This window comes from Pantoea pleuroti, assembly GCF_014156615.1.
GTDB lineage: Bacteria > Pseudomonadota > Gammaproteobacteria > Enterobacterales > Enterobacteriaceae > Pantoea > Pantoea agglomerans.
Window position 1 is genome coordinate 269332 of the sequence record NZ_SBFD01000003.1, and the last position, 20068, is coordinate 289399.

The 20068-nt window shown below is 55.9% G+C and carries 18 protein-coding genes and 1 tRNA gene; 9 read left to right on the top strand and 10 right to left on the bottom strand.

The features are described from left to right. Positions 1-169: 169 nt before the first annotated feature. Positions 170-1366: a Bcr/CflA family multidrug efflux MFS transporter gene (locus EPG66_RS08950; protein ID WP_182686580.1), complete on the bottom strand. Its 1197-nt coding sequence runs from the start codon at positions 1364-1366 to the stop codon at positions 170-172. Between the two features lie 49 nt (positions 1367-1415). Next, positions 1416-2135, bottom strand: a complete 720-nt coding sequence (gene rsuA / locus EPG66_RS08955; RefSeq protein ID WP_010248342.1) for a 16S rRNA pseudouridine(516) synthase RsuA — start codon at positions 2133-2135, stop codon at positions 1416-1418. A 155-nt stretch (positions 2136-2290) separates the two neighbouring features. Here rsuA and radD point away from each other — a divergent pair, with 155 nt between their 5' ends. Together radD and rplY are read left to right on the top strand one after the other, a co-directional pair. After that, positions 2291-4045: a DNA repair helicase RadD gene (radD, locus tag EPG66_RS08960; RefSeq protein WP_031593357.1), complete on the top strand. Its 1755-nt coding sequence runs from the start codon at positions 2291-2293 to the stop codon at positions 4043-4045. A gap of 176 nt (positions 4046-4221) precedes the next feature. Then, complete coding sequence (rplY, locus tag EPG66_RS08965) at positions 4222-4506, top strand: 50S ribosomal protein L25 (RefSeq protein WP_003854168.1); 285 nt, start codon at positions 4222-4224, stop codon at positions 4504-4506. Between the two features lie 119 nt (positions 4507-4625). Here rplY and yejK read toward each other — a convergent pair whose 3' ends face one another. Further along, complete coding sequence (gene yejK / locus EPG66_RS08970) at positions 4626-5630, bottom strand: nucleoid-associated protein YejK (protein ID WP_010248346.1); 1005 nt, start codon at positions 5628-5630, stop codon at positions 4626-4628. Between the two features lie 158 nt (positions 5631-5788). Here yejK and EPG66_RS08975 point away from each other — a divergent pair, with 158 nt between their 5' ends. The 5 genes from EPG66_RS08975 (at position 5789) to EPG66_RS08995 (ending at position 9387) form a co-directional block, all read left to right on the top strand. Then, complete coding sequence (locus tag EPG66_RS08975; RefSeq protein ID WP_010248348.1) at positions 5789-6016, top strand: YejL family protein; 228 nt, start codon at positions 5789-5791, stop codon at positions 6014-6016. A gap of 22 nt (positions 6017-6038) precedes the next feature. Next, positions 6039-7793, top strand: a complete 1755-nt coding sequence (yejM, locus tag EPG66_RS08980) for an LPS biosynthesis-modulating metalloenzyme YejM (protein WP_083069106.1) — start codon at positions 6039-6041, stop codon at positions 7791-7793. Positions 7794-7866: 73 nt separating this feature from the next. Continuing rightward, positions 7867-7943: transfer RNA gene (locus tag EPG66_RS08985), tRNA-Pro, on the top strand. A 440-nt stretch (positions 7944-8383) separates the two neighbouring features. Next, on the top strand, positions 8384-8587 hold the full coding sequence (locus EPG66_RS08990; protein WP_003854174.1) for a hypothetical protein: 204 nt from the start codon (positions 8384-8386) through the stop codon (positions 8585-8587). A gap of 71 nt (positions 8588-8658) precedes the next feature. After that, positions 8659-9387 (top strand): 4'-phosphopantetheinyl transferase family protein, encoded by a 729-nt coding sequence (locus EPG66_RS08995; protein ID WP_163842505.1) that lies wholly within the window; start codon positions 8659-8661, stop codon positions 9385-9387. A 157-nt stretch (positions 9388-9544) separates the two neighbouring features. On the opposite strand, the gene EPG66_RS09000 is transcribed toward EPG66_RS08995, so the two are convergent. From EPG66_RS09000 to apbE, 3 genes are all read right to left on the bottom strand, one after another. Further along, positions 9545-11197, bottom strand: coding sequence for a multidrug ABC transporter permease/ATP-binding protein (locus EPG66_RS09000; RefSeq protein WP_115758287.1), 1653 nt, complete (start codon positions 11195-11197; stop codon positions 9545-9547). Between the two features lie 96 nt (positions 11198-11293). Further along, positions 11294-11935 (bottom strand): DNA oxidative demethylase AlkB, encoded by a 642-nt coding sequence (gene alkB, locus EPG66_RS09005; protein WP_182686582.1) that lies wholly within the window; start codon positions 11933-11935, stop codon positions 11294-11296. Next, positions 11935-12981: an FAD:protein FMN transferase ApbE gene (apbE, locus tag EPG66_RS09010; protein ID WP_069025210.1), complete on the bottom strand. Its 1047-nt coding sequence runs from the start codon at positions 12979-12981 to the stop codon at positions 11935-11937. The genes alkB and apbE overlap by 1 nt, the downstream gene beginning before the upstream one ends. A gap of 171 nt (positions 12982-13152) precedes the next feature. Here apbE and EPG66_RS22860 point away from each other — a divergent pair, with 171 nt between their 5' ends. Both EPG66_RS22860 and EPG66_RS09015 read left to right on the top strand, forming a co-directional pair. Then, on the top strand, positions 13153-13263 hold the full coding sequence (locus tag EPG66_RS22860; RefSeq protein WP_010248361.1) for a hypothetical protein: 111 nt from the start codon (positions 13153-13155) through the stop codon (positions 13261-13263). 149 nt (positions 13264-13412) lie between these two features. Beyond that, positions 13413-13607: a hypothetical protein gene (locus tag EPG66_RS09015; protein WP_010248364.1), complete on the top strand. Its 195-nt coding sequence runs from the start codon at positions 13413-13415 to the stop codon at positions 13605-13607. Positions 13608-13624: 17 nt separating this feature from the next. On the opposite strand, the gene ompC is transcribed toward EPG66_RS09015, so the two are convergent. The 4 genes from ompC to EPG66_RS09035 form a co-directional block, all read right to left on the bottom strand. Next, entirely contained in the window at positions 13625-14737 is a 1113-nt protein-coding gene (gene ompC / locus EPG66_RS09020; RefSeq protein WP_069025211.1) for a porin OmpC, read from the bottom strand. A gap of 598 nt (positions 14738-15335) precedes the next feature. Continuing rightward, complete coding sequence (locus EPG66_RS09025) at positions 15336-16505, bottom strand: beta-barrel domain-containing protein (RefSeq protein ID WP_182686583.1); 1170 nt, start codon at positions 16503-16505, stop codon at positions 15336-15338. Continuing rightward, entirely contained in the window at positions 16502-18649 is a 2148-nt protein-coding gene (locus EPG66_RS09030; protein WP_182686585.1) for a type I secretion system permease/ATPase, read from the bottom strand. The genes EPG66_RS09025 and EPG66_RS09030 overlap by 4 nt, the downstream gene beginning before the upstream one ends. A gap of 16 nt (positions 18650-18665) precedes the next feature. Beyond that, entirely contained in the window at positions 18666-20021 is a 1356-nt protein-coding gene (locus EPG66_RS09035; RefSeq protein ID WP_010248373.1) for a TolC family outer membrane protein, read from the bottom strand. Positions 20022-20068: the final 47 nt, after the last annotated feature.

The following is a 20068-nucleotide window of genomic DNA, read 5'->3' on the forward strand; positions in this document are numbered from 1 at the left end:
TGCGACTTACATCGCACTTCAGCCTATATGTACCGCGTTCACACGCCGTTAACAATCATTTTAGCTGCATTGTGATTACTTTTTTAACTAAATATTTTCACAATATAGAAACAAAACCAGGAGGCGTGCAAGTCGGCAGGTCATTGCAGAGGGAAACCACTGCGCCCGATTACCGGGACGCAGTGCGGGGACGTGAAGCGTAGAAAAAGAGCAGCAGAGAGATTGTCGCGCACAGTGCAATCGTGCCGACCATTGGCCAGGAGCTGTTGAAACTCACCAGCGACAGCAGCGCGCCGACAAACGCCCCGACGCCAAAACGCAGAGTGCCCGCCAGCGACGATGCCGTACCCGCCATATGCGGAAACTCATCCAGAATCACCGCCATCGCATTCGATGAGACCATCGATACGCAACCGATAAACATCGCGATTCCCATCACCAGCGGCAAAAAGCCGAGGCTGAAGGCGCTGACCAGCAGCAGCCAGATCCCCATACAGAACTGTATCAGCAGTCCCATCCGGAACATCGCCACCGGGCCAAAGCGGCGCACGGCGCGGCTGTTAATCAGCGTCAGGACAAACAGAAACACCACATTGAGGCCAAAGTAGTAGCCAAAGTTTTGCGGTGAAACGTGATTCAGTTCGATGTAAACAAAGGGACCGGCATTGAGAAAGGTAAACAGCCCGGCAAAGGAGAACCCGCTCGACAGCATGTAACTGAACGCGCGCTTGTGGCGAAACAGCGTTACGAAATTGCCGAGCGTAGTACGCAGATGAAACCGCTGTCGCTGCTCCGGCTTCAGGGTTTCACGGATCTGCGTGGTCACCAACACGGTCGTGACTAACGCCGCGCCCGCGAGCGCCCAGAAGATGGCGTGCCAGCTCCAGAGCACCAGCAGCCAGCCGCCGATGATCGGCGCCAGCAGCGGCGCAATGGTGGTAATCAGCATCACAAAGGACATCATGCGGGAGAAGTCCTCTTTCGAGTAACTGTCACGCATTAACGCGTTGATCACCACACTGGCTGCGGCAGCCGACAGGCCATGCAGAAAGCGCATCGTAATCAGCTGATCGATGGTTTGCGACAGCGCACAGGCCGCGGCGGCGCAGGCAAAGATCAGGGTGCCGAGCGCAATCACCGGCTTTCGCCCATAGCTGTCTGCCAGCGGCCCATAGATGAGCTGGCCAATCGCGAAGCCAAGAATGTAGAGGTTAAGCGACATCTGCACGCTACCGGCTGAAACGCCAAACTCACGTGCAATCTGCGGCATGGCAGGCAGATACATGTCGATCGACAACGGCATCAGCATGGCTAACAGACCGAGGATGACCACCAGTCCTGTTGGCGAATTCTTTTCCTTACGCACACCCTCTCCTGCCCTTATGGTCGTGATGCGGGCCGCCGGGCCCGTCCGGTTATTTTGTCTGCAGCTCTTTCGGCAGACCGATGCTGGCGATCTCTTCTTCTGTCAGCGCACGATATTCGCCCGGTTCCAGATCGGCGTCCAGTACGATGTCGCCGATGCGCTCGCGATGCAGCTCAAGGACCCGATTGCCTACTGCCGCAAACATCCGTTTTACCTGATGATAACGGCCTTCGCTCAGTGTCAGCCGGACGTCTGTCGGGGTGATTACCTCCAGCTGAGCCGGTTTAGTCAGGCTCTTCTCGTTGTGCAGCTGCACGCCCGCCGTAAACTGTGCGGCGGTATCGTCACTGACCGGCGATTCCAGGGTGACACGATAGGTTTTCTCGCAGTGATGACGTGGCGAGGTAATACGGTGTGACCACTGGCCATCATCTGTCAGCAGCACCAGTCCGGTGGTGTCGATATCAAGACGCCCCGCCGCGTGCAGTTTAAATGACATCGGTTCTTCAATGAAATAGATGATGGTGGGATGATCGGGATCGTCGGTTGAGCAGACGTAACCCTGCGGTTTGTTCAGCATAAAGTAGCGTGGACCGGTCTGCATCTGCAGTACGTTGCCGTCATAGACGACTTCGTGGTCGGGCAGCAGTTTAAACGCGGTATCGCGTACGATTTCCCCGTTAACGGTGACACGCTGGCCACGGATCTCGCGATGGGCGATGGCGCGGCTGATTTCCAGTTGCTGAGAGATGAATTTGTCGAGTCGCATGAATTCGTTTTGCCTGTTACTGCGGAGGGAATCTGAAACGGCCTGTTTAACCGTTGAAAATGTGCGGGAAGTATAACGTGATCCGCGCCAGCCTGACAGCGCGTTTACCGCACTTTCATGGCATAATTACCCCCAGTTTTGCAAAAGTGAGCATCATGTCTTTTACCTTACGCCCCTATCAACAGGATGCGGTGAATGCCACCGTGGCGCATTTCCGTCGTCATCAACAGCCTGCAGTCATTGTGCTGCCGACCGGAGCCGGAAAGAGCCTGGTCATTGCCGAGCTGGCACGGCTGGCGCGTGGCCGGGTGCTGGTGCTGGCGCACGTCAAAGAGCTGGTAGCGCAGAACCACAGTAAATATCAGGCTTACGGGCTGGAGGCGGATATCTTTGCCGCCGGGCTTCAGCGTAAAGAGAGTCAGCGCAAAGTGGTGTTTGGCAGCGTGCAGTCAGTGGCGCGTAACCTCGACCAGTTCGACAGCGCCTTTTCACTGGTGATTGTCGATGAGTGCCACCGTATCGGTGATGATAAAGAGAGTCAGTATCAGCAGATCTTCAATCATCTGCGTCAGCATAATCCGCAACTGCGCTTACTGGGCCTGACCGCCACCCCTTTCCGGCTGGGTAAAGGCTGGATTTATCAGTTCCACTATCACGGCATGGTGCGTGGCGACGAAAAATCGCTGTTTCGCGACTGTATCTATGAACTGCCGCTGCGCTACATGATTAAGCATCAGTTTCTGGTGCCGCCGGAGCGACTGGACATGCCGGTGGTGCAGTATGACTTCAGCCGCCTGACGGCACAAAGCAGCGGCTTGTTCAGCGAAGCCGATCTTAATCGTGAACTGAAACAACAGCAGCGCGTGACGCCCCATATTATCCGTCAGATCGTGGAGTTCGCTGAAGATCGGCTGGGGGTGATGATTTTTGCCTCAACGGTGGAGCATGCGCATGAAATTTTGCGGCTGCTGCCCGCTAACAGCGCGCTGGTGTCAGCGGAAACGCCTGCCAGAGAGCGCGATGCCCTGATTCTGGCCTTTAAGGCGCAGCAGCTGAAATTCCTGGTTAACGTGGCGGTGCTGACCACCGGGTTTGATGCCCCCCACGTTGATCTGATTGCGATTCTGCGCCCGACCGAGTCGGTCAGCCTCTATCAGCAAATCGTCGGACGCGGCCTGCGGCTCTCGCCCGGTAAAACCGACTGTCTGATTCTTGATTATGCCGGTAATCCGCACGATCTCTTTACGCCCGAAGTCGGCGCGCCCAAAGGGGCCAGCGACAATCAGCCAGTACAGGTTTTTTGTCCCGCCTGCGGGTTCGCCAACACCTTCTGGGGCAAGGCGACCGAAGATGGCATGGTTATCGAGCATTTTGGCCGACGCTGTCAGGGCGTGCTGGAAGATGATGAGGGCGCGCGCGAACAGTGTGACTTCCGTTTCCGCTTTAAAAGCTGCCCCGACTGCGGCGCAGAGAATGATATTGCCGCCCGGCGCTGTCACCAGTGCGACAAAATTCTGGTCGATCCTGACGATATGCTTAAAGCGGCGCTGAAACTTAAAGATGCGCTGGTGCTGCGCTGTGGCGGCATGACGCTGGAACAGGGCCGTGACGCCAAAGGTGAATGGCTCAAGGCGACCTATTATGACGAGGAAGGCACCAGCGTCAGCGAACGGTTTCGTCTGCAGACACCGGCCCAGCGCAAAGCGTTTGAACAGCTCTTTATGCGCCCGCATCAGCGCGCGCCCGGCGTGCCGCTGGGCTGGCAGAACGCCGCTGACGTGCTGGCGCTGCAGCCGCTGCTGCGTCATCCCGACTTTGTGGTGGCGCGGGCCAAAGGTCAGTTCTGGCAGATCCGCGAAAAAATGTTCGATTATCAGGGTCGCTATCGCCGTGCCAATGAGCTGCGCTAATGAGCGCTATCGGGTCCGGCTAACCGGATGCCGAACCCGGCTGGCGGGTATATCGTTTGCTACCACCCGGCATAACGGCTATACTGCCGCCCGCTTTTGCATGTGCATCAGCGGTATTGAATAACCTGCCTGTTACTGGGTCGCCTGTAGCAGGAATTAAATAAAGAGATATATTAATGCTCACTATCAATGCAGTAGAACGTAAAGAGCAGGGTAAGGGTGCGAGCCGCCGCCTGCGTACAGCAAACCGTTTCCCAGCCATCATCTACGGTGGTTCTGAAGCGGCTGTTGCCATCGACCTGGATCACGACTCCGTAATGAACCTGCAATCTAAGCCAGGTTTCTACGACGAAGTGCTGACCCTGTCAGTTGACGGTAAAGAAACTAAAGTGAAAGTTCAGGCTGTTCAGCGTCACCCGTTCAAGCCAAAACTGTTTCACATCGACTTCGTTCGCGCTTAATCGCGAACTTCGTTGAAAGCAGAAGGGCCGGTTGCGAAACCGGCCCTTTTCTTTTGGCGCAGCCCGGTGAAAATGATCGCCGCGTGCAGGGAATGAAAGCCGGGCTAAGCCCGGCTTTTTTATTTGCTGCTGGTACGGCGCTGCAGCTGATCGCGCAGATTGGGTGGTGTGCCCTTAATCGTCAGGGTGTCCGTTGCCGGATCCCAGAAAATGCGTTCGCCCAGCAACATCGCATCGAAGTTCAGGGTCAGGCCCCCGCCGCTTCCGGCAAACTTCGTCAGCTGGCGCAGAGTGCTGCGATCCGCCGGGAAGCTCTCTTCCAGCTCATACCCCTGCTCCTGGGTAAAGGCCTGGAACGTTTTTTCACCCAGCGGTGGCAGTTCGCTCGACAACTCTTCCAGCGCAATCTCCTCGCCCGCCTGCAACTGCTCGTTGCAGTAGCTGTAGACCTGCTGGCGATAGTTCTGCCGCTCCTGCTTATCCAGTTCCGATTCGTTGCAGTAGTCATCTACCGCCTGCAACAGACCGCGGTTCTGCGCCTTAGTGTCTAATCCCACTTCGGCACCCAGGAAGTCCATAAAGAAGTCAGCCACTTTACGTCCGACGCGTCCACGCAGGAAGGTCAGGTAACGGGTCGATTCCGGGTTAGTTTCCCACTCGGTTAAATCGATGCGTGCCACGATGTCGGCATGATTGATGTCAAGATAGTGGGTGCTGCTGATATCCATCTGCTCGTTGACGCGCATGCTGGACTGGCTGTTCAGCACCGCAATCAGCAGGTATTCCACCGCCAGATAGCGGTAGTGAATAAACAGCACCACACCGCCTTCAGCAAAGGGGTATTTTGCAAGCTCATCGCGCAGACGACCGGTCGCGGCACGGCTAAAAGCGAGAAAATCATCGTTGCCCTTACGACAATTACGCAGCGCTTCTGCCAGTTCACTCTCTGCATTGAACAGGCCATAGGCTTTGCTTTTTGCGCTATAAACCCGGTGTAACTCCTCCACCATCGCGTTGACCGTGTTGGTGGCAGGCAGCAGCGAATCGCGCAGCGCCAGTTCAAGCTGGTTTTCATCGCGTTTAATTAACTGATGCAGGGCAATCTGGTCGATATCCAGACTCATGGTAGACTCTCCTTTTAGCACAGGCGCGTATTCAAACACCGCCAGCATCGGCTTTCAACTCCATGCGTATAGCGAACGTGCTGCTTTCGATAAAATTGCGGTAAAAAGTGCGCTGTTCCGGTAATATATCGCCTTTTGAAATGAGCTTAGACGACGATATGGCACAATCATCCCGTTACAGTGACGAACGCGTGGAACAACTCCTCGCGGAAATGGCCCAAATCCTGCACAAGGACAAAGCCCCCACCGATCTCTCCCTGATGGTTCTGGGAAATATGGTGACCAACTTAATTAACAGCGATGTCGCTCCGGCGCAACGTCGTTCACTGGCACGATCCTTCGCCGATGCCCTTCAGGCGTCTGTGCGTGACGATAACGCCCATTAATTGGCTGATTTGACTTCATAATATGGTAACCAACCGGCAGCGCTACCGCGAAAAAGTTTCCCAGATGATCAGTTGGGGTCACTGGTTTGCTCTGTTTAACATCTTATTCGCGCTGATTTTAGGCAGTCGCTACCTGTTGGTCGCCGACTGGCCTTCTTCGCTGGCGGGGCGCATCTACGCCTATACCAGCTGGGTTGGCCACTTCAGTTTTGTTGTTTTTGCCGCCTATCTGCTGATTATCTTCCCGCTGACCTTTGTGGTGATGTCGCAACGGCTGATGCGGGTGTTGTCCGCGGTGGTCGCTACCGCCGGGCTGACGCTGGTGATGGTCGACAGTGCGGTGTTCAGCCGCTTCCACCTGCACCTGAATCCGGTGGTGTGGGAGCTGGTCATTAACCCTGATCAGAGCGAGATGGCGCGCGACTGGCAGCTGATGTTTATCAGCGTGCCACTGATTTTCCTGGTTGAGATGCTGTTTGCGACCTGGAGCTGGCAAAAGCTTCGCAGCCTGAATCGCCGTTCGTTTGGTAAGCCTGTCGCCGCCCTGTTTATCAGCGCCTTCTTTGCCAGTCACCTGATGTATATCTGGGCCGATGCGAATTTCTATCGCCCGATTACCATGCAGCGTGCCAACCTGCCGCTCTCCTACCCGATGACCGCCCGCCGCTTCCTTGAGCGTCACGGTCTGCTGGATGCGCAGGAGTATCAGCGTCGGCTGATTCAGCAGGGCGATCCGGAAGCAGTGGCGGTGGAGTATCCGCTGAGCGAGATTACTTTCCGTGATGCCGGCACACGCAACAACCTGCTGGTGCTGACGGTAGATGGTCTGAACAACGCCACGCTGGCCAAAGCGCTGCCGGAACTTAATCAGTTCGCCAGCGAGAACGTGCGTTTTACCCAGCACTACAGCGCGGGTGATACCCCGGAGAAAGGGTTGTTTGGCCTGTTCTATGGGATCTCATCCAGCTACATGAACGGTATTCTGGCGTCCCGAACGCCGTCGGCACTGCTGGGCGCGCTTAGCACCCAGGGTTACCAGTTTGGCCTCTTCTCCTCAGAAGGCTTTAATCCGCCGCTCTACCGACAGGCGTTGCTGACTGATTATTCACTGCCAGCAACCACCAGCCAGCCCAACGCCAGTACTGTGGCGCAATGGCAGAACTGGCTGGAGAAACAGAACGGTTCACAGGCGCCGTGGTTCTCATGGATTGCCCTGAACGGCCCGGACGTCACCGGCGACAGTGCAAAAGCGCGTCAGCGCAGCTATCTGCGCCAGGCTCCTGCCGTTGATGAGCAGATCCACGCGGTACTCAGCAGCCTGCAGGCGCGTGATTTACTGAAGAACACGGTGGTGGTGATTACGGCGCAGCGTGGACTGGCACTGGATGGCAATCCTGACAGCGCCGGAAACCGCCAGACGCTGCAGGTGCCGTTAGTGATTCACTGGCCTGATACGCCCGCACAGACCGTTGATCGCCTTTCTGATCATCAGGATGTGATGTCGACGCTGATGCAGCGACTGCTGCATGTGCGGACCAATCCGGTGAACTACTCTCAGGGTGAAGATCTGTTTGCTGCGCGCCGTCGCCATGACTGGGTCGTCAGCAGCGAAGAGAATAAGCTGGTGATTACCACGCCGCAGGTGACGCTGGTACTCAACAATAACGGCAGCTATCGCGCTTATGATCCGCAGGGCAACGCCCTGAAAGATCACAAGCCAGAACTGGCGCTGCTGTTGCAGGTATTAACTGAAGAGAAGCGCTTTATCGCTAACTGATTAATAATCAGGCAAATAGTCTGCAGGTATCTTGCATTAATGGTGATAACCAGTAGACTAATCCTCCAGTGTTCGGCACGTAGCGCAGCCTGGTAGCGCACGGTCATGGGGTGTCCGGGGTCGGAGGTTCAAATCCTCTCGTGCCGACCAAATTCCCTGAAAAGCAGCCCTAAAGGCTGCTTTTTTCGTTTCTGTCATCAAACCTTAACTTTCCTCGCACCTTCGGCAATCCGTTCTATACTTAACTGCGTGTGGGTAACAAGAGGAGAGTTCATGACATATATTGAAAAAGACGATCCAACAGAAGCACCCGAGTCAGGCGATAAGCAACCTTCCCCGCCAGACCAGAAGTAACCCACGGGGCCGCGTCTGACGCGGCCTTTCTATGTCAGCTTACCTCTCCGTCTCACATTCAGAATAGTCCCGTGTGGCAGTTAACATTCCTCTAACAATCAGCAGGTTAACAGCTGCATAATAATCTGATCTGCTTCACAAAATTGGCTTCCGGCTGCGCTTATTCATCAAACTGAAACAAAAATGTCACAGAAAATGCCTACCCTGAAATCCCCAGAAATTGACGGATAATTTTTATGGCGATCAAAGCGAAAAGCCTGAAAGATGCAGAAGCGTTGCTGCACTCAGGCATTAGCAAAGTGGAACTGGCGTATGACATTGGCAGCGACGACTTCTTTCGTCTGGCAAGCCACTGGTGCGACCGAGGTGCACGCATCAGCAGGGGTCACCACCATTTCGTTGTTTCTCTGAAGAGTTTTGCCATTCCTCCCAACGACTGATTCCGGCGGGCTGCTTGCCCTGATCCATCGCGCCTGATTTAATGCCTTTTTGGTTTTGATGATGGTCCCGCATGCGCTATCCCGACCTGCCACTGCCGCCTGTTGCAGGCGGCTTTATCCTTTCCCGGCACCTTAACCGCAGCGATCCCTTGCTGGCGGTGAGTTACTTCGATCCGCAAAAGTATCATGACGGGCTGGCTGTCGAATGGGATATTCCGCTGCCGGCCCGACTGCAGCAGGCTGTCAGTAAACGGCGTGCTGAATACCTCGCCAGCCGTCTGCTGGTCCGGTCAGTGATGGCAGAACTGGGTATTGCTGATTTCATTCTGTCCAATGCAGCCGATCGATCCCCCTGCTGGCCTGCTTGCATTCAGGCGTCACTGTCGCACAGTGCAGGCATCGTTGTGGTAGCGGCAACCCGTCAGCCCTGCGCTGTTGGGGTGGATGTCGAGCAGTTTATGTCGGAGACGACGGCGCATGAAACGGCTGAGTTGCTGATGAACGAGCAGGAGCAGCACCTGTTACGGACGCTGCCCGTCTCTTTCCGCGCTGCCGCTACCCTGCTCTTCTCCCTCAAAGAGAGCGTTTACAAAGCCATCTGGCCGCAACTGCTTCAGCCGATGGACTTTCCGGATGCAGAACTGGTGTCGGTAGATTTCGCGCAGCAGCGCGCGACGTTGCGGCTGACTCAGGACTTTAGCGGGTGTTTTGCGATGGGGACGTTACTGGAGGCGAGCTTTGTGTGGCGGGATACTCAGGTAATCACGCTAATTACACATCGGCTTAAAAAAACCGGCTAAACAATACGCGTTAAAACAATGCGGTTTAGCCGGGGGTAACACAGACGAAAGAAAAGGTTCAGAATGGCAGAAACCGGAGTTTCTGCTGATCGCTAACGTAGCCTGGTTCAGGCGAAGCACGCCAGTACGCTTTTTTGCTAAGCTTTGCCAGCTGCCGTTAAAGCCCGGTGTCGGTGCGTTTCACCGAGTCGAGCGTGGCAAGATCGCGCTCATTACCGGTCAGCTCTGTTAACTGGCCTTCACGCATCTCCAGCAGCCGATCGGCATGAATGAAGTAGTGATCGTCATGGCTGATAGCAAACACCGTTTTACCCGCCTGCTGCAGCCATGGCAGCAGCTCGCGATAGAAGATACGTCGGAAGTGAGGGTCCTGATCCGCCGCCCACTCATCCAGTAGCAGCACATCGCGCTCTTCTGCCACCGCCAGCAGCAGCGCCAGTCGCTTACTCTGTCCTTTAGAAAGCTGCAGGTTCAGCACTTTGTTGCCTTCAATCTTCAGCTTATCCTGCATCTTCAGCCTCTCAAGCCAGAGCTGAACCAGCGCCGGGTTGGCTGCAGCCCCTTCCCGCCCGATTAACCGGTCAAACAGATGTAAGTCGGTAAAGACCGCCGAGAACTGACTGCGCCACACATCAAGCTCATCCGCCGTTATCGGCTTGCCATCCAGCAGCAGCGTGCCGGACTGAGGCTGATACAGCCCGGTCAGCAGCATCGCCAGCGTTGATTTCCCGCTGCCGTTGCCGCCAATCAGAAAGACCAGTTCGCCCCGGCGCAGCGTCAGGTTAACCGGCCCGACCTGGAAGCCGTTATCACCATAGTGAAAAGAGACGTCGCGTAACTCCAGCGTTTGCCAGTCTGAGGACGTGGAGGCGGAGTGGAATCCTGACTGATAAGGAGCGAGGTCAAAGGCGTTGAGCTTACGGAATGCGACCTGGGCGCTGAGCAGAGTCGGTAACGCGCCCACCGCGGAGAGCAGTGGCGTGCGTAAAAACAGCAGCGTCAGGGAAAAGGTAGCGGCGACGGCGGTATTGGCCCAGCCCAGGCTGTTGGCCATAAAAAAGACCATGCCGATAGCGCCTAACGTCATGATATTTGACCAGTTGACCGCACTGAGATGGTAAGTATCGGCGCGCACAATGTGGTGTCGCCAGGCGCGGGCATCTTCCTGATAAACCGTGTCGTAAACCTGCTGAGCGCGTGAGCGGTTAAGCTGTAGCTCTTTGCGCCCTTCAATCACCGTCTGATAATCGCGATAGAGGTTATCTTCGATTTCCCGCAGCTTTGCCATGTGCAGGTAAACCCGTGAGACCAGCAGCCAGCCGCCAATCAGCGTGACACCCAGCCAGACACTGGTTACCAGCAGCATTTTAGGCGACAGCCACGCGAGATAGATCGCCGAGCCAAGCGTAATAATAACGCCCTGAAAGAGCTCCGGCAGACGCACAAAGGCCAGAGTAATGGCCCGCACGTCGCTGGTCAGTCCCGCCAGCAGTTGCGCACTACCGAGTTGCTCGATGCGTTCAATGCGGGTATCGAGGATACGCTTGATAAATTCGCCGCGCAGTCGCCAGACAAACTGATGGCCAAGCATGGTCAGCGCCAGCTGCGAGGCCAGCGTTACCGCCATCAGCACCACCAGCTGCAACAGAAACTGCGGCAGTACCGCAAATGAGGTATTAATGGCGACAATCATTTCGCGATTGATAAAGGCAATCATGCCGATACCCAGCACGGCGCTTAACAACGTGAGCGCAATCACCCCGATAAAAGGCCAGCGGAACTGGCGAAAAACAACGCTTAGCAACGTCATGCAGGCAATCCAGCAGTCAAAAAACAGCCTGCAGTGTAATGGGATGCAAAATGATAGCAATAGTTATTCGCACCACGCCGTAACCGGCGTGGTGGGTCAGAAAGCGCGTCGAAACGTCAGGTTATAACGCCAGGCACCCACCAGCGGATGAACGCCTGGCTTAAGTGGCAGGATGCCGTGGTAGCGCAGGCGCGACGGCCCGCCCCACACCACAATGTCGCCATGTTCCAGCAGCACACGCTGGGTACTGTCACCCCGCTCGAAGCCGCCAAACTGAAAGACTGCCGGTAAACCCAGCGACACCGAAACGATAGGCTGACGCAGATCTTTCTCATCTTTATCCTGATGCAGTGTCAGCTTCGCGCCCGGCTCATAGCGATTAAGCAGGCAGGCATCCGGATTAAAGCCAGGGAATCCCGCCTCAGATGCCGCCTGCTGCGCCAGGGTACGAAACAGCGACGGCATAGCCGGCCATTTGCGCCCGTTCAGGTTGTCCTGCTGCTGATACTGGTAGCCGCGTGAATCCACCGACCAGCCAAAATCGCCACAGTTGGTCATCGCCACCGACATGCGATGGCCACCGGGCGTAATGCGATGGGCAAACGGATTCTGCTCCGCAATTGCCATTATTTGCTGATAAAGCGCCTCTGCATCCTCACGTGCGCGACGCCGCAGGATCACCGCGCCCTCAGCCAGCGTCTCCTGCCAGGGTGGCTCTTCACTAAACAGATCTAACATCAGGGTTCTCCGGATTCAGCGGGGATCAGGAAAGCAGCGAACTGCGGCGACATCCAGCTGACAAATTTATCGCCCTGCTTGCTGATCAGATAGACCGCCAGATGCTGTTCGATCGCCAGCGCCTGGGCTTTTTCCGTGCCAAGTACCATCAGTCCGGTATCCCAGCCATCGGCTTCCAGCGCCGTGGTGGCGATCACCGTGGCGGAAACCAGTTTATGCTCAATTGGCCGTCCGGTAACGGGATCGATCACATGAGAAATGCGTTTGCCGTCCAGTTCATAATAGTTGCGATAGCTACCGGAGGTACTGATGCCGTGTCCCTGCAGATTAACGCGCGCCTGAACCGCATTCTCACGATCGGTCGGTTTCTGAATCGCCACCCGCCACGGCTGCTGCTGCGCATTAAGGCCGCGGCTCAGCACGGCGCCCCCCACTGACACCAGATAGTTATTGATGCCGAGCTGCTCCATCAGTCGCGCCAGATGATCGGTGGCAAAGCCCTCGCCCACCGTCGAGAGATCGACATAGAGATCCGGCAGATCTTTCTGCAGCCACTGTCCGTCTGCGCCCTGCACCACCCGCAGATGCTGCAATCCGGTCTGCGCCCGGGCGGCGGCGATTTGTGCCGCATCCGGCATATGGCCGGGCTGCTTCGTCGGGCCAAAGCCCCATAAGTTGACCAGTGGCCCGACGGTAATATCCATCGCCCCGCCGGTTTTACGGCCAATCCGCAGTGAGGTCGTGACAATATCTGCCATGTTTTCACTCACCGGCTGCGGTGACAGGTCACGGCTTTGGTTGAAGCGCGATAAGGCGGAGTCTGGCTTCCAGGTAGAGAGTTCCGCATCGTCTGCATCCAGCTGCTGCTGAATACGCTGTTGCAGTTCCGCTCTGCGTTCACTCGCCACATCGGCCAGGCTCACCCGCCAGACGGTTCCCATGGTTTTTCCTTCCAGCACCAGCGCGGATGTGGTCGCTGGCTTATCACAGGCCGTTAACATTAACGTTAACATCGCCATAAACAGCAGATTAATCTGAGAACGCATCTTTCCTCACTTGTAACACTTTATTCAGCTCTGCTACAAAGCATAAACTTCGGGTAAAGACGCTTAAAGAGAGTTGAATATTTCTCTGAAACCTATCAGTATTCACCGGTCATCTACCCTGTATCCGCCTTTTATCAGGCGACTAACGTTAACCAAAGTAAGGAGCGGCAGATGATCTATCTGATTCTCGTCATTGCCCTGGGGCTGTTTATCTTCAGTAGCTATAAAGTTTTGCACCAGCGTCGTCATCGCCACATGACACCCTCACGCCCGCGCCAATAACAGGCTTAACTGCACCTGATTGGGGCAAGATCGCCCTGACGCGCGCGGCAAGTGTACCAAAGTGCGCGCGAGGTCTGTGGCTGTGAGAGCGGTAAAGCTGGCATGAATTCTGCACTGTTGAAACAGTGTTTATCTCTGAGAGGTGCAGAATGAAAAATTCACAGAAGTGGCAGTCAGCATGGCATCACTGGCTGAGCTTTTCAGCCTTCACCCTGGCAGGCGTGGCATTTGAAGGCGCGCGATTCGGCAGCGTGGTGTCGTCAGTGACAACCGCGCCGGAAGCCACCAAGTGGCGAAAGGCTGAAGCGCTCAGCCCGAAAGGTGACGCAGGAGCGCAGCGGTAACTGCGCTCCCGTACAACTCAGAACTGGTAAACCAGACCCAGTGCCACCACGTCGTCGGTATTGATACCGGCTGCGTCGGTGAAAGCGTTGTCGTCCAGCAGGTTGATCTGGTAATCAACATAGGTGGACATGTTTTTGTTGAAGTAGTAGGTCGCGCCAACGTCGATATATTTTTTCAGATTCTGTTTACCCCAGTTCTGAACATCGGTGCCGCGTGAGGTGACGTACGCCAGGGATGGACGCAGGCCAAAGTCGAACTGATACTGCGCAACCAGTTCCCAGTTGTCCGCTTTATCCGCATAGCCATAAGCTGCAGAGTCGCTGCTGCCGAAGCGAGTAGCGTTATAGGCGCGTGAATACATAGCCGCCAGATAGACGTTGTTCGCGTCATATTTCAGACCGCCGGTGTAAGCTTCCGCTTTATCACCACGTCCCAGAATACCCTGCGCTCCGCCATTCTGGTCGTTGGTACGATCAGACTGGAAGGCAGACGCACCAATGCCGAAGCCTGAACCCAGATCGTAAGTTGTGCTCAGACCCCAGCCGTCGCCATTCTGACCCAGTACGTCACGGCCATTCGGAGACTCTGTGCTGTTGCCATTCTTGCCCTGATACTGGACTGCAAAGTTCCAGCCATCCACCAGACCGAAGAAGTTATTGTTACGGTAGGTCGCCATGCCGTTACCGCGCTGATACATAAAGTTATCTGCGCCGTAGGTATCGCCGCCGAACTCTGGCAGCACGTCGGTCCATGCGCCGATATCGTAGGCTACGCCGTAGTTACGACCGTAGTCGAACGAACCTGCATCACCAAATTTCACACCGGCAAAACCAACACGGGTGTAGCTGTCAGCCGTACCTTCAGACTCGGCGTTGTTCAGCGCCGCCTGGTATTCCCACTGGCCGTAACCGGTCAGCTCATTGCTGATTTCGGTTTCGCCCTTAAAGCCGAAGCGAACGTAAGACTGATCGCCATCAGAACCATCGTTATCAGAGAAGTAGTGCAGACCGTCAACTTTACCAAACAGATCTAATTTGTTGCCGTCTTTGTTGTAGATTTCAGCTGCGTTTGCTGATCCTGCTGCAACCAGCAATGCAGGGATCATCAGGGAGAGAACGCGACGTTTCATTTTATTACCCTCTGTTATGTGCCTTTATTATTTGCCACTGCTAACTGAATGATTAAAAATTCAGCCGGCAGGCCATTGTTGTTTTATAACGGGCAATAATCCACCAGGAAAATGCTACTAAATTTCCAAAAGTGTTTCATACGTCGAAACAGTTATTTCATAATGTAAATAACGGGGAACTAATAACCAGCACGGATCGATAAAAAATGGCGCACAAATCGATAAACCGATTTGGATATCCATGTTATCAACAGGTTACATCAGAGTATTCCGAAGCACTGAATGATAAAACTTATACGGCATCTGGTAATAGAATAGACCCCGCTATCATCATTTATTCCATTATTACCTTCATTCTCCCCGAATGAGATGTACAACTTATTATTTCCCGCCGGACAAATTGTCCGGCATTTTTTTGCCTGCTGTTTGCCGTTGCGTTATATCTTCGTAAACTTTATTAACCGGGTTAAATTAACTACAGTCTGTTTCCGCACATATTGTTAAAATACGCACGCTTTGCGCCCTGATTGCCCAAATATCCGCCATGTTAATTTATCACCGTAATTAAGCAGACAGATATTTTAGCTGGTGCGGATTTTCAGCGCTCGCGCATCGATTCTTTGACTTTATTCAGGGGTTTAATCAGATAATCCATGACCGATTTCTGACCGGTTTTAATCTCCACATTGGCCACCATACCGGGCACGATCGGGAATTTTCGTCCGGCACGGTTAGTCAGCTCGGCTTTCTGGGTACGAACATAAACACGATAGTAATATTGATCACGTTTTACCTCATCCTGCAGGGTATCTGGCGAGACAGTTTCAACTTCGCCGTGCAGATCGCCATAGATTGAGGAGTCATAGGCAGTCACTTTGACGGTAGCCGCCAGACCGGGCCGGATATAGGCGATATCGCGTGGATTGATGCGCGTCTCAATCAGCAGCTGATCCTCCAGCGGGACGATTTCCATCAGTTTGCCGCCAGGCTCCAGTACGCCACCGACCGTAGTAACCTGAATATCTTTAACGATGCCGCGCACCGGTGAATAGAGCGTGGCACGCGTCAGCTGATCCTCTTTGCCTGCGGCAACCTGCAGTTGCGCATCCAGTTCGGCATTGTTTTTCACCTGCTCTTCGTGGGCGCGCACCAGATAGTCATTGCGCGCCTCATCGATTTTGCCGCGCAGATCGCTGACCTGACGACGCAGTCGAATCACCTCGACCTGCCCTGCTGCGCCTTTGGCAACCAGCGGTTCCGTCAGCCGCAGTTCATCCTGCACCAGTCGCAGCGACTGCTGCAGATTACTGATAGTTTCGGTGAGATTACGGCGTCGCGACTCGTAGAGCTGCCGTTCGCGCGTCACCAGGTTCGGCTCCTTCAGCGTTTCGGCGCTGAATGTCAGCGGTGTGCCCGACAGCTCCGCCTCCAGCCGTTCGGACGAGGCGCGCAGGGTGCGCACTTTGGCCTGCGCCTCGCCGAAGTTCGACTGGAAGCGCGTCGGATCGAGGGTCGCCAGCACCTGACCTTTTTCGACAATGTCGCCCTCATGCACGTTAAGCTGTTTGACGATGCCGCCATCCAGGCTGTCGATCACCTGCGCGCGGCTGGAAGGGGTGACTTTACCGGTGCCGACCGTGACCTCATCCAGAATGGCAAAGTGCGCCCAGATGAGAAATATCGCCAGCGCGGCGGTGCAGAGCCAGATAATCGCCGATGTCCGGCGTTCATGAAGGGCAAGATCTTTATCAACAATAACCAGACTCATGCGGTGTCTCCCTTAGCTGGCGATGGCGCGGGTGTCGTCGCGCGGCGCAGGATCTCGTCGCGCGGGCCGTCGGCCACGATCCGGCCGTTATCCATCACCACAATACGATCGACCATCTTCAGCAGCGCCGGACGGTGTGTCACCAGCACCAGCGTCCGGCCGCTGATCCAGCCCTGTAGCTGACGGATCACATGCTCCTCCAGCTGTTCATCCATCGCCGCGGTGGGTTCATCCAGCAACACCACCTGCGGCTGACGCAGGATCAACCGGCTCAGCATCACCATCTGACGCTGGCCGCCCGACAGCCCGCGCCCGCCTTCATTGATAATGCGGTCCAGGCTGGCGGCATCCTGCTGGACCAGCGACAGCGCACCGCTGATGCGCAGCGCCTGCAGCATCTCCTGTTCGCTGGCATGGGGATTGCCCAGCATCAGATTCTGCCGCAGCGTGCCAAAAAAGAGACGAGAGTCGTGCGACAGCCAGCCGAGCTGACGACGTAAATCGGTGGGATCGATACGCTCAATATCGACGCCATCGACAATCACTTTGCCCTGATTCGCCAGCGCCTGACCGGCGAGGATCTTCAGCAGCGTCGATTTCCCTGCGCCGACTTTGCCCAGAATGGCAATCTTCTCACCGGGCTTAATCTGCAGTTGCTGAACGTTGAGCACATTCTTTTCATTCTCTTCGTCATAGCTGTAATGCACATTGCGCAGATCGTACTGGCCGGTGAGCGTCGGGCAGTGTGCCAGCGTGGTCGCCTCAGGCTGATCAAGCGGCTTCTTCAGCAACTCATCCAGCCCTTTCATCGCCATTTTGGCATGCTGCCAGCGCGAGAAGACCATGGTCAGTTGCATCAGCGGGGCGATGGTGCGTGATGAGAGCAGGCTGCAGGCGACCAGCGTACCGGTGGTGATTTGCGAATCGAGCACCAGATAGACACCAAATACCAGCATGCCCGCATAGGTGAGCTGCTGCACAGTCGCGGCCCAGCCGGTGAGACGCGCGCCCCACAACCGCTGCTGATTACTGATTGAGGCGCTGACTTCGTGCGTCTGCTCCCACTGACGCTGAAAATAGGGTTCTGCCTGCAGCGCCTTGATATCCTCAATCCCTTCAATGGTCTCCACCAGCACTGCATTGCGCAGCGCGCCCTCGCGCAGCCCCTCTTTGGCCAGGCGTGCCATCGGGATCTGCACCAGCAGACCGGGAATGACGATCAGCGGGATCGCCGCCAGCGGAATCAGCACCAGCCAGCCGCCAACAAACGACATGATAAACAGGAACAGGATGACAAACGGCAGATCGGCCGCTGCGCCTACCGTGGTCGAGGTGAGCAGCTCACGCACCTGGTCGATCTCACGCAGCTGCGAGATAAACGAACCGGTCGATTTCGGACGCGCCTCATTACGTATGCTCATCGCCCGGGCAAACAGCATGGCCGAGACTTTCAGGTCGATGCGTTTGCCCATTAAGTCTGACACCTGGGTCCGCATCAGCCGGATCAGATACTCAATGGCCGCAGCGATCAGCACGCCGACAAACAGTACCCACAGCGTGGACTGCGACTGGGCCGGAATGACCCGATCGTAGACCTGCATCGAAAAGAGAATACCGGCCAGCGCCAGCACATTACTGATCACCGAGGCCAGCGAAATTTCCGTGATACGGCGGCCCATACCGCGAAAATTTTTCCAGAACCAGTGTGGCTCATAAGGCTGAACGAATTCGTCGATGCGCGCATCACGGCCACGCGCCGCTACGCCAATCACGCCGACATCGCCCTGGGCGCGTGCCAGCAGTTCTGATAACGCGCTTTCACGCACCACATCGCCGCCTTCACTGAGCCAGTAGCGCGCGCTGTTTTCTGAATCGATGCTCTCCAGCACCGCCACGCTGGCATTCTCCAGCACCAGCACCACCGGGGTGATCTCCTGACGCCAGCGCAGTTTGTTCTGCGGCACCATGGTCAGATGCAGTCCCAGCAGGCCGGAGAGTCGTTCCAGCTGCTGTGACACCGGCAGATGTTCAAACCAGCGCATCTGCTGACGCAGGGTTTTGCCATCGGCAGGTTTACCGAATCGCGCGGCTACGCGCAGCATGGCGGCAATCCAGTTATCGGTATTCAGGGTTGATGTACTCATTATTAATGCCTTATCGCTATTGCAGCGAAGGAAGGAGATCGCCGCTGCTTTGCTGGCGATCGATACCCATGATATCGAGCAGATTGTCTACTGCGGCGGCATAACGGACGGTGGCGTCCCAGCCATCGTAAAGCGCGGTGATGCGTGAGCTGTCAGCCTGAAATACATCCTGTTCCACGCTAAGCAGATCGTTCAGGCTGCGCTTACTCAGGCGATATTCATCGGCGTAGACATTACGGGTATGGTCGGCGCTGGCCAGCTGCACTTCCCCGGCAGCCTGCCGCTGCTGCGCGCCAATCATGTCGGCATAGGCGGTAGAGGCGTTTTGATTGATGGCGAGCTTAGCCTGCTGAATAGCGGCCTGCGCCGCTTCACGATCGCCCTCGGCTGACTGGGTTTTCGCATTCACCAGGCCGCCCTGATAAAGTGGCGCTTCCACCTGCAGCTGCACTTCATCATCCCAGTAAGATTGACGGTCATTTTCATAGCGGGTCCGGCCCGCCTGCACTTTAATCGTCGGCCAGTGACCGGACTCTGCCTGGCGCACCCGTTCACGAGCGGCTTCCTGTTTCGACTGCGCGCTGCGCACCGCCGCGCTGCTTTCATAGGCGATTTTGTCGAGGGTGATCTGCTGTTTAAGCAGCGCCTGTGGCAGTTCAGGCAGAGTGGCGGGGACCACACCGGTCAGCACGGTCAGCTGCGCGGTGGCGGAACGGTGCTGGGCACGATATTGCTCCAGCGTAGCCTGCATCGCGGCGATGCGGGTTTCCGCCTGCAGCACGTCGGACTGAGAATTGAGGCCAGCATCGGCGCGCAGCTTCGCGATATCCCGCACGCGCTTCAGCGAGGCGATATTGGTATGTGCCGTTTCTGCCAGCGCCTGGTAACGTTTGACTTCAAGGTAGGCCTGCAGCGTATCTTCCGCCACGGTGGTCATCGAATCGAACAGGCTGTAACGATAAGCATCCGACAGCGCGTGCTGCTCATCGATGGCGCTGCCGGTGCGGCCAAAGTCGTAGAGCAGCTGGCTGAGCGTGATGCCACCGGAGCCGTTATTGTTGAGGCTTCCGGCGGAGTCAGTCTGATGAGAGCGTCCCGCCGCGCCCTGCAGTGAGATCTGCGGATACCAGGCGCTGCGGGCGGCATCAAGATCCCCCTCACCGATATGGATCTGTGCCGCCGCTTCCGAGATTTTCGGATTGCGGGCGAAGGCCCGAAGAATGGCGTCGCGCAGCGTTAAGCTGGCAATCTGCTCTTCGGTGGGCGCGGCGCGCCAGTTAAATTCGGCTTTAGGTAAAGGTGCGGCAAAGGCCGCGTGCACTGCAACGCCACTCAGGGCGCACAACAAAAAAGTTAATCGCGCTTTGTTCATTATCCATACCAACAGGGGTTCTTATCATCATGGTGTTTTTCCTGGTG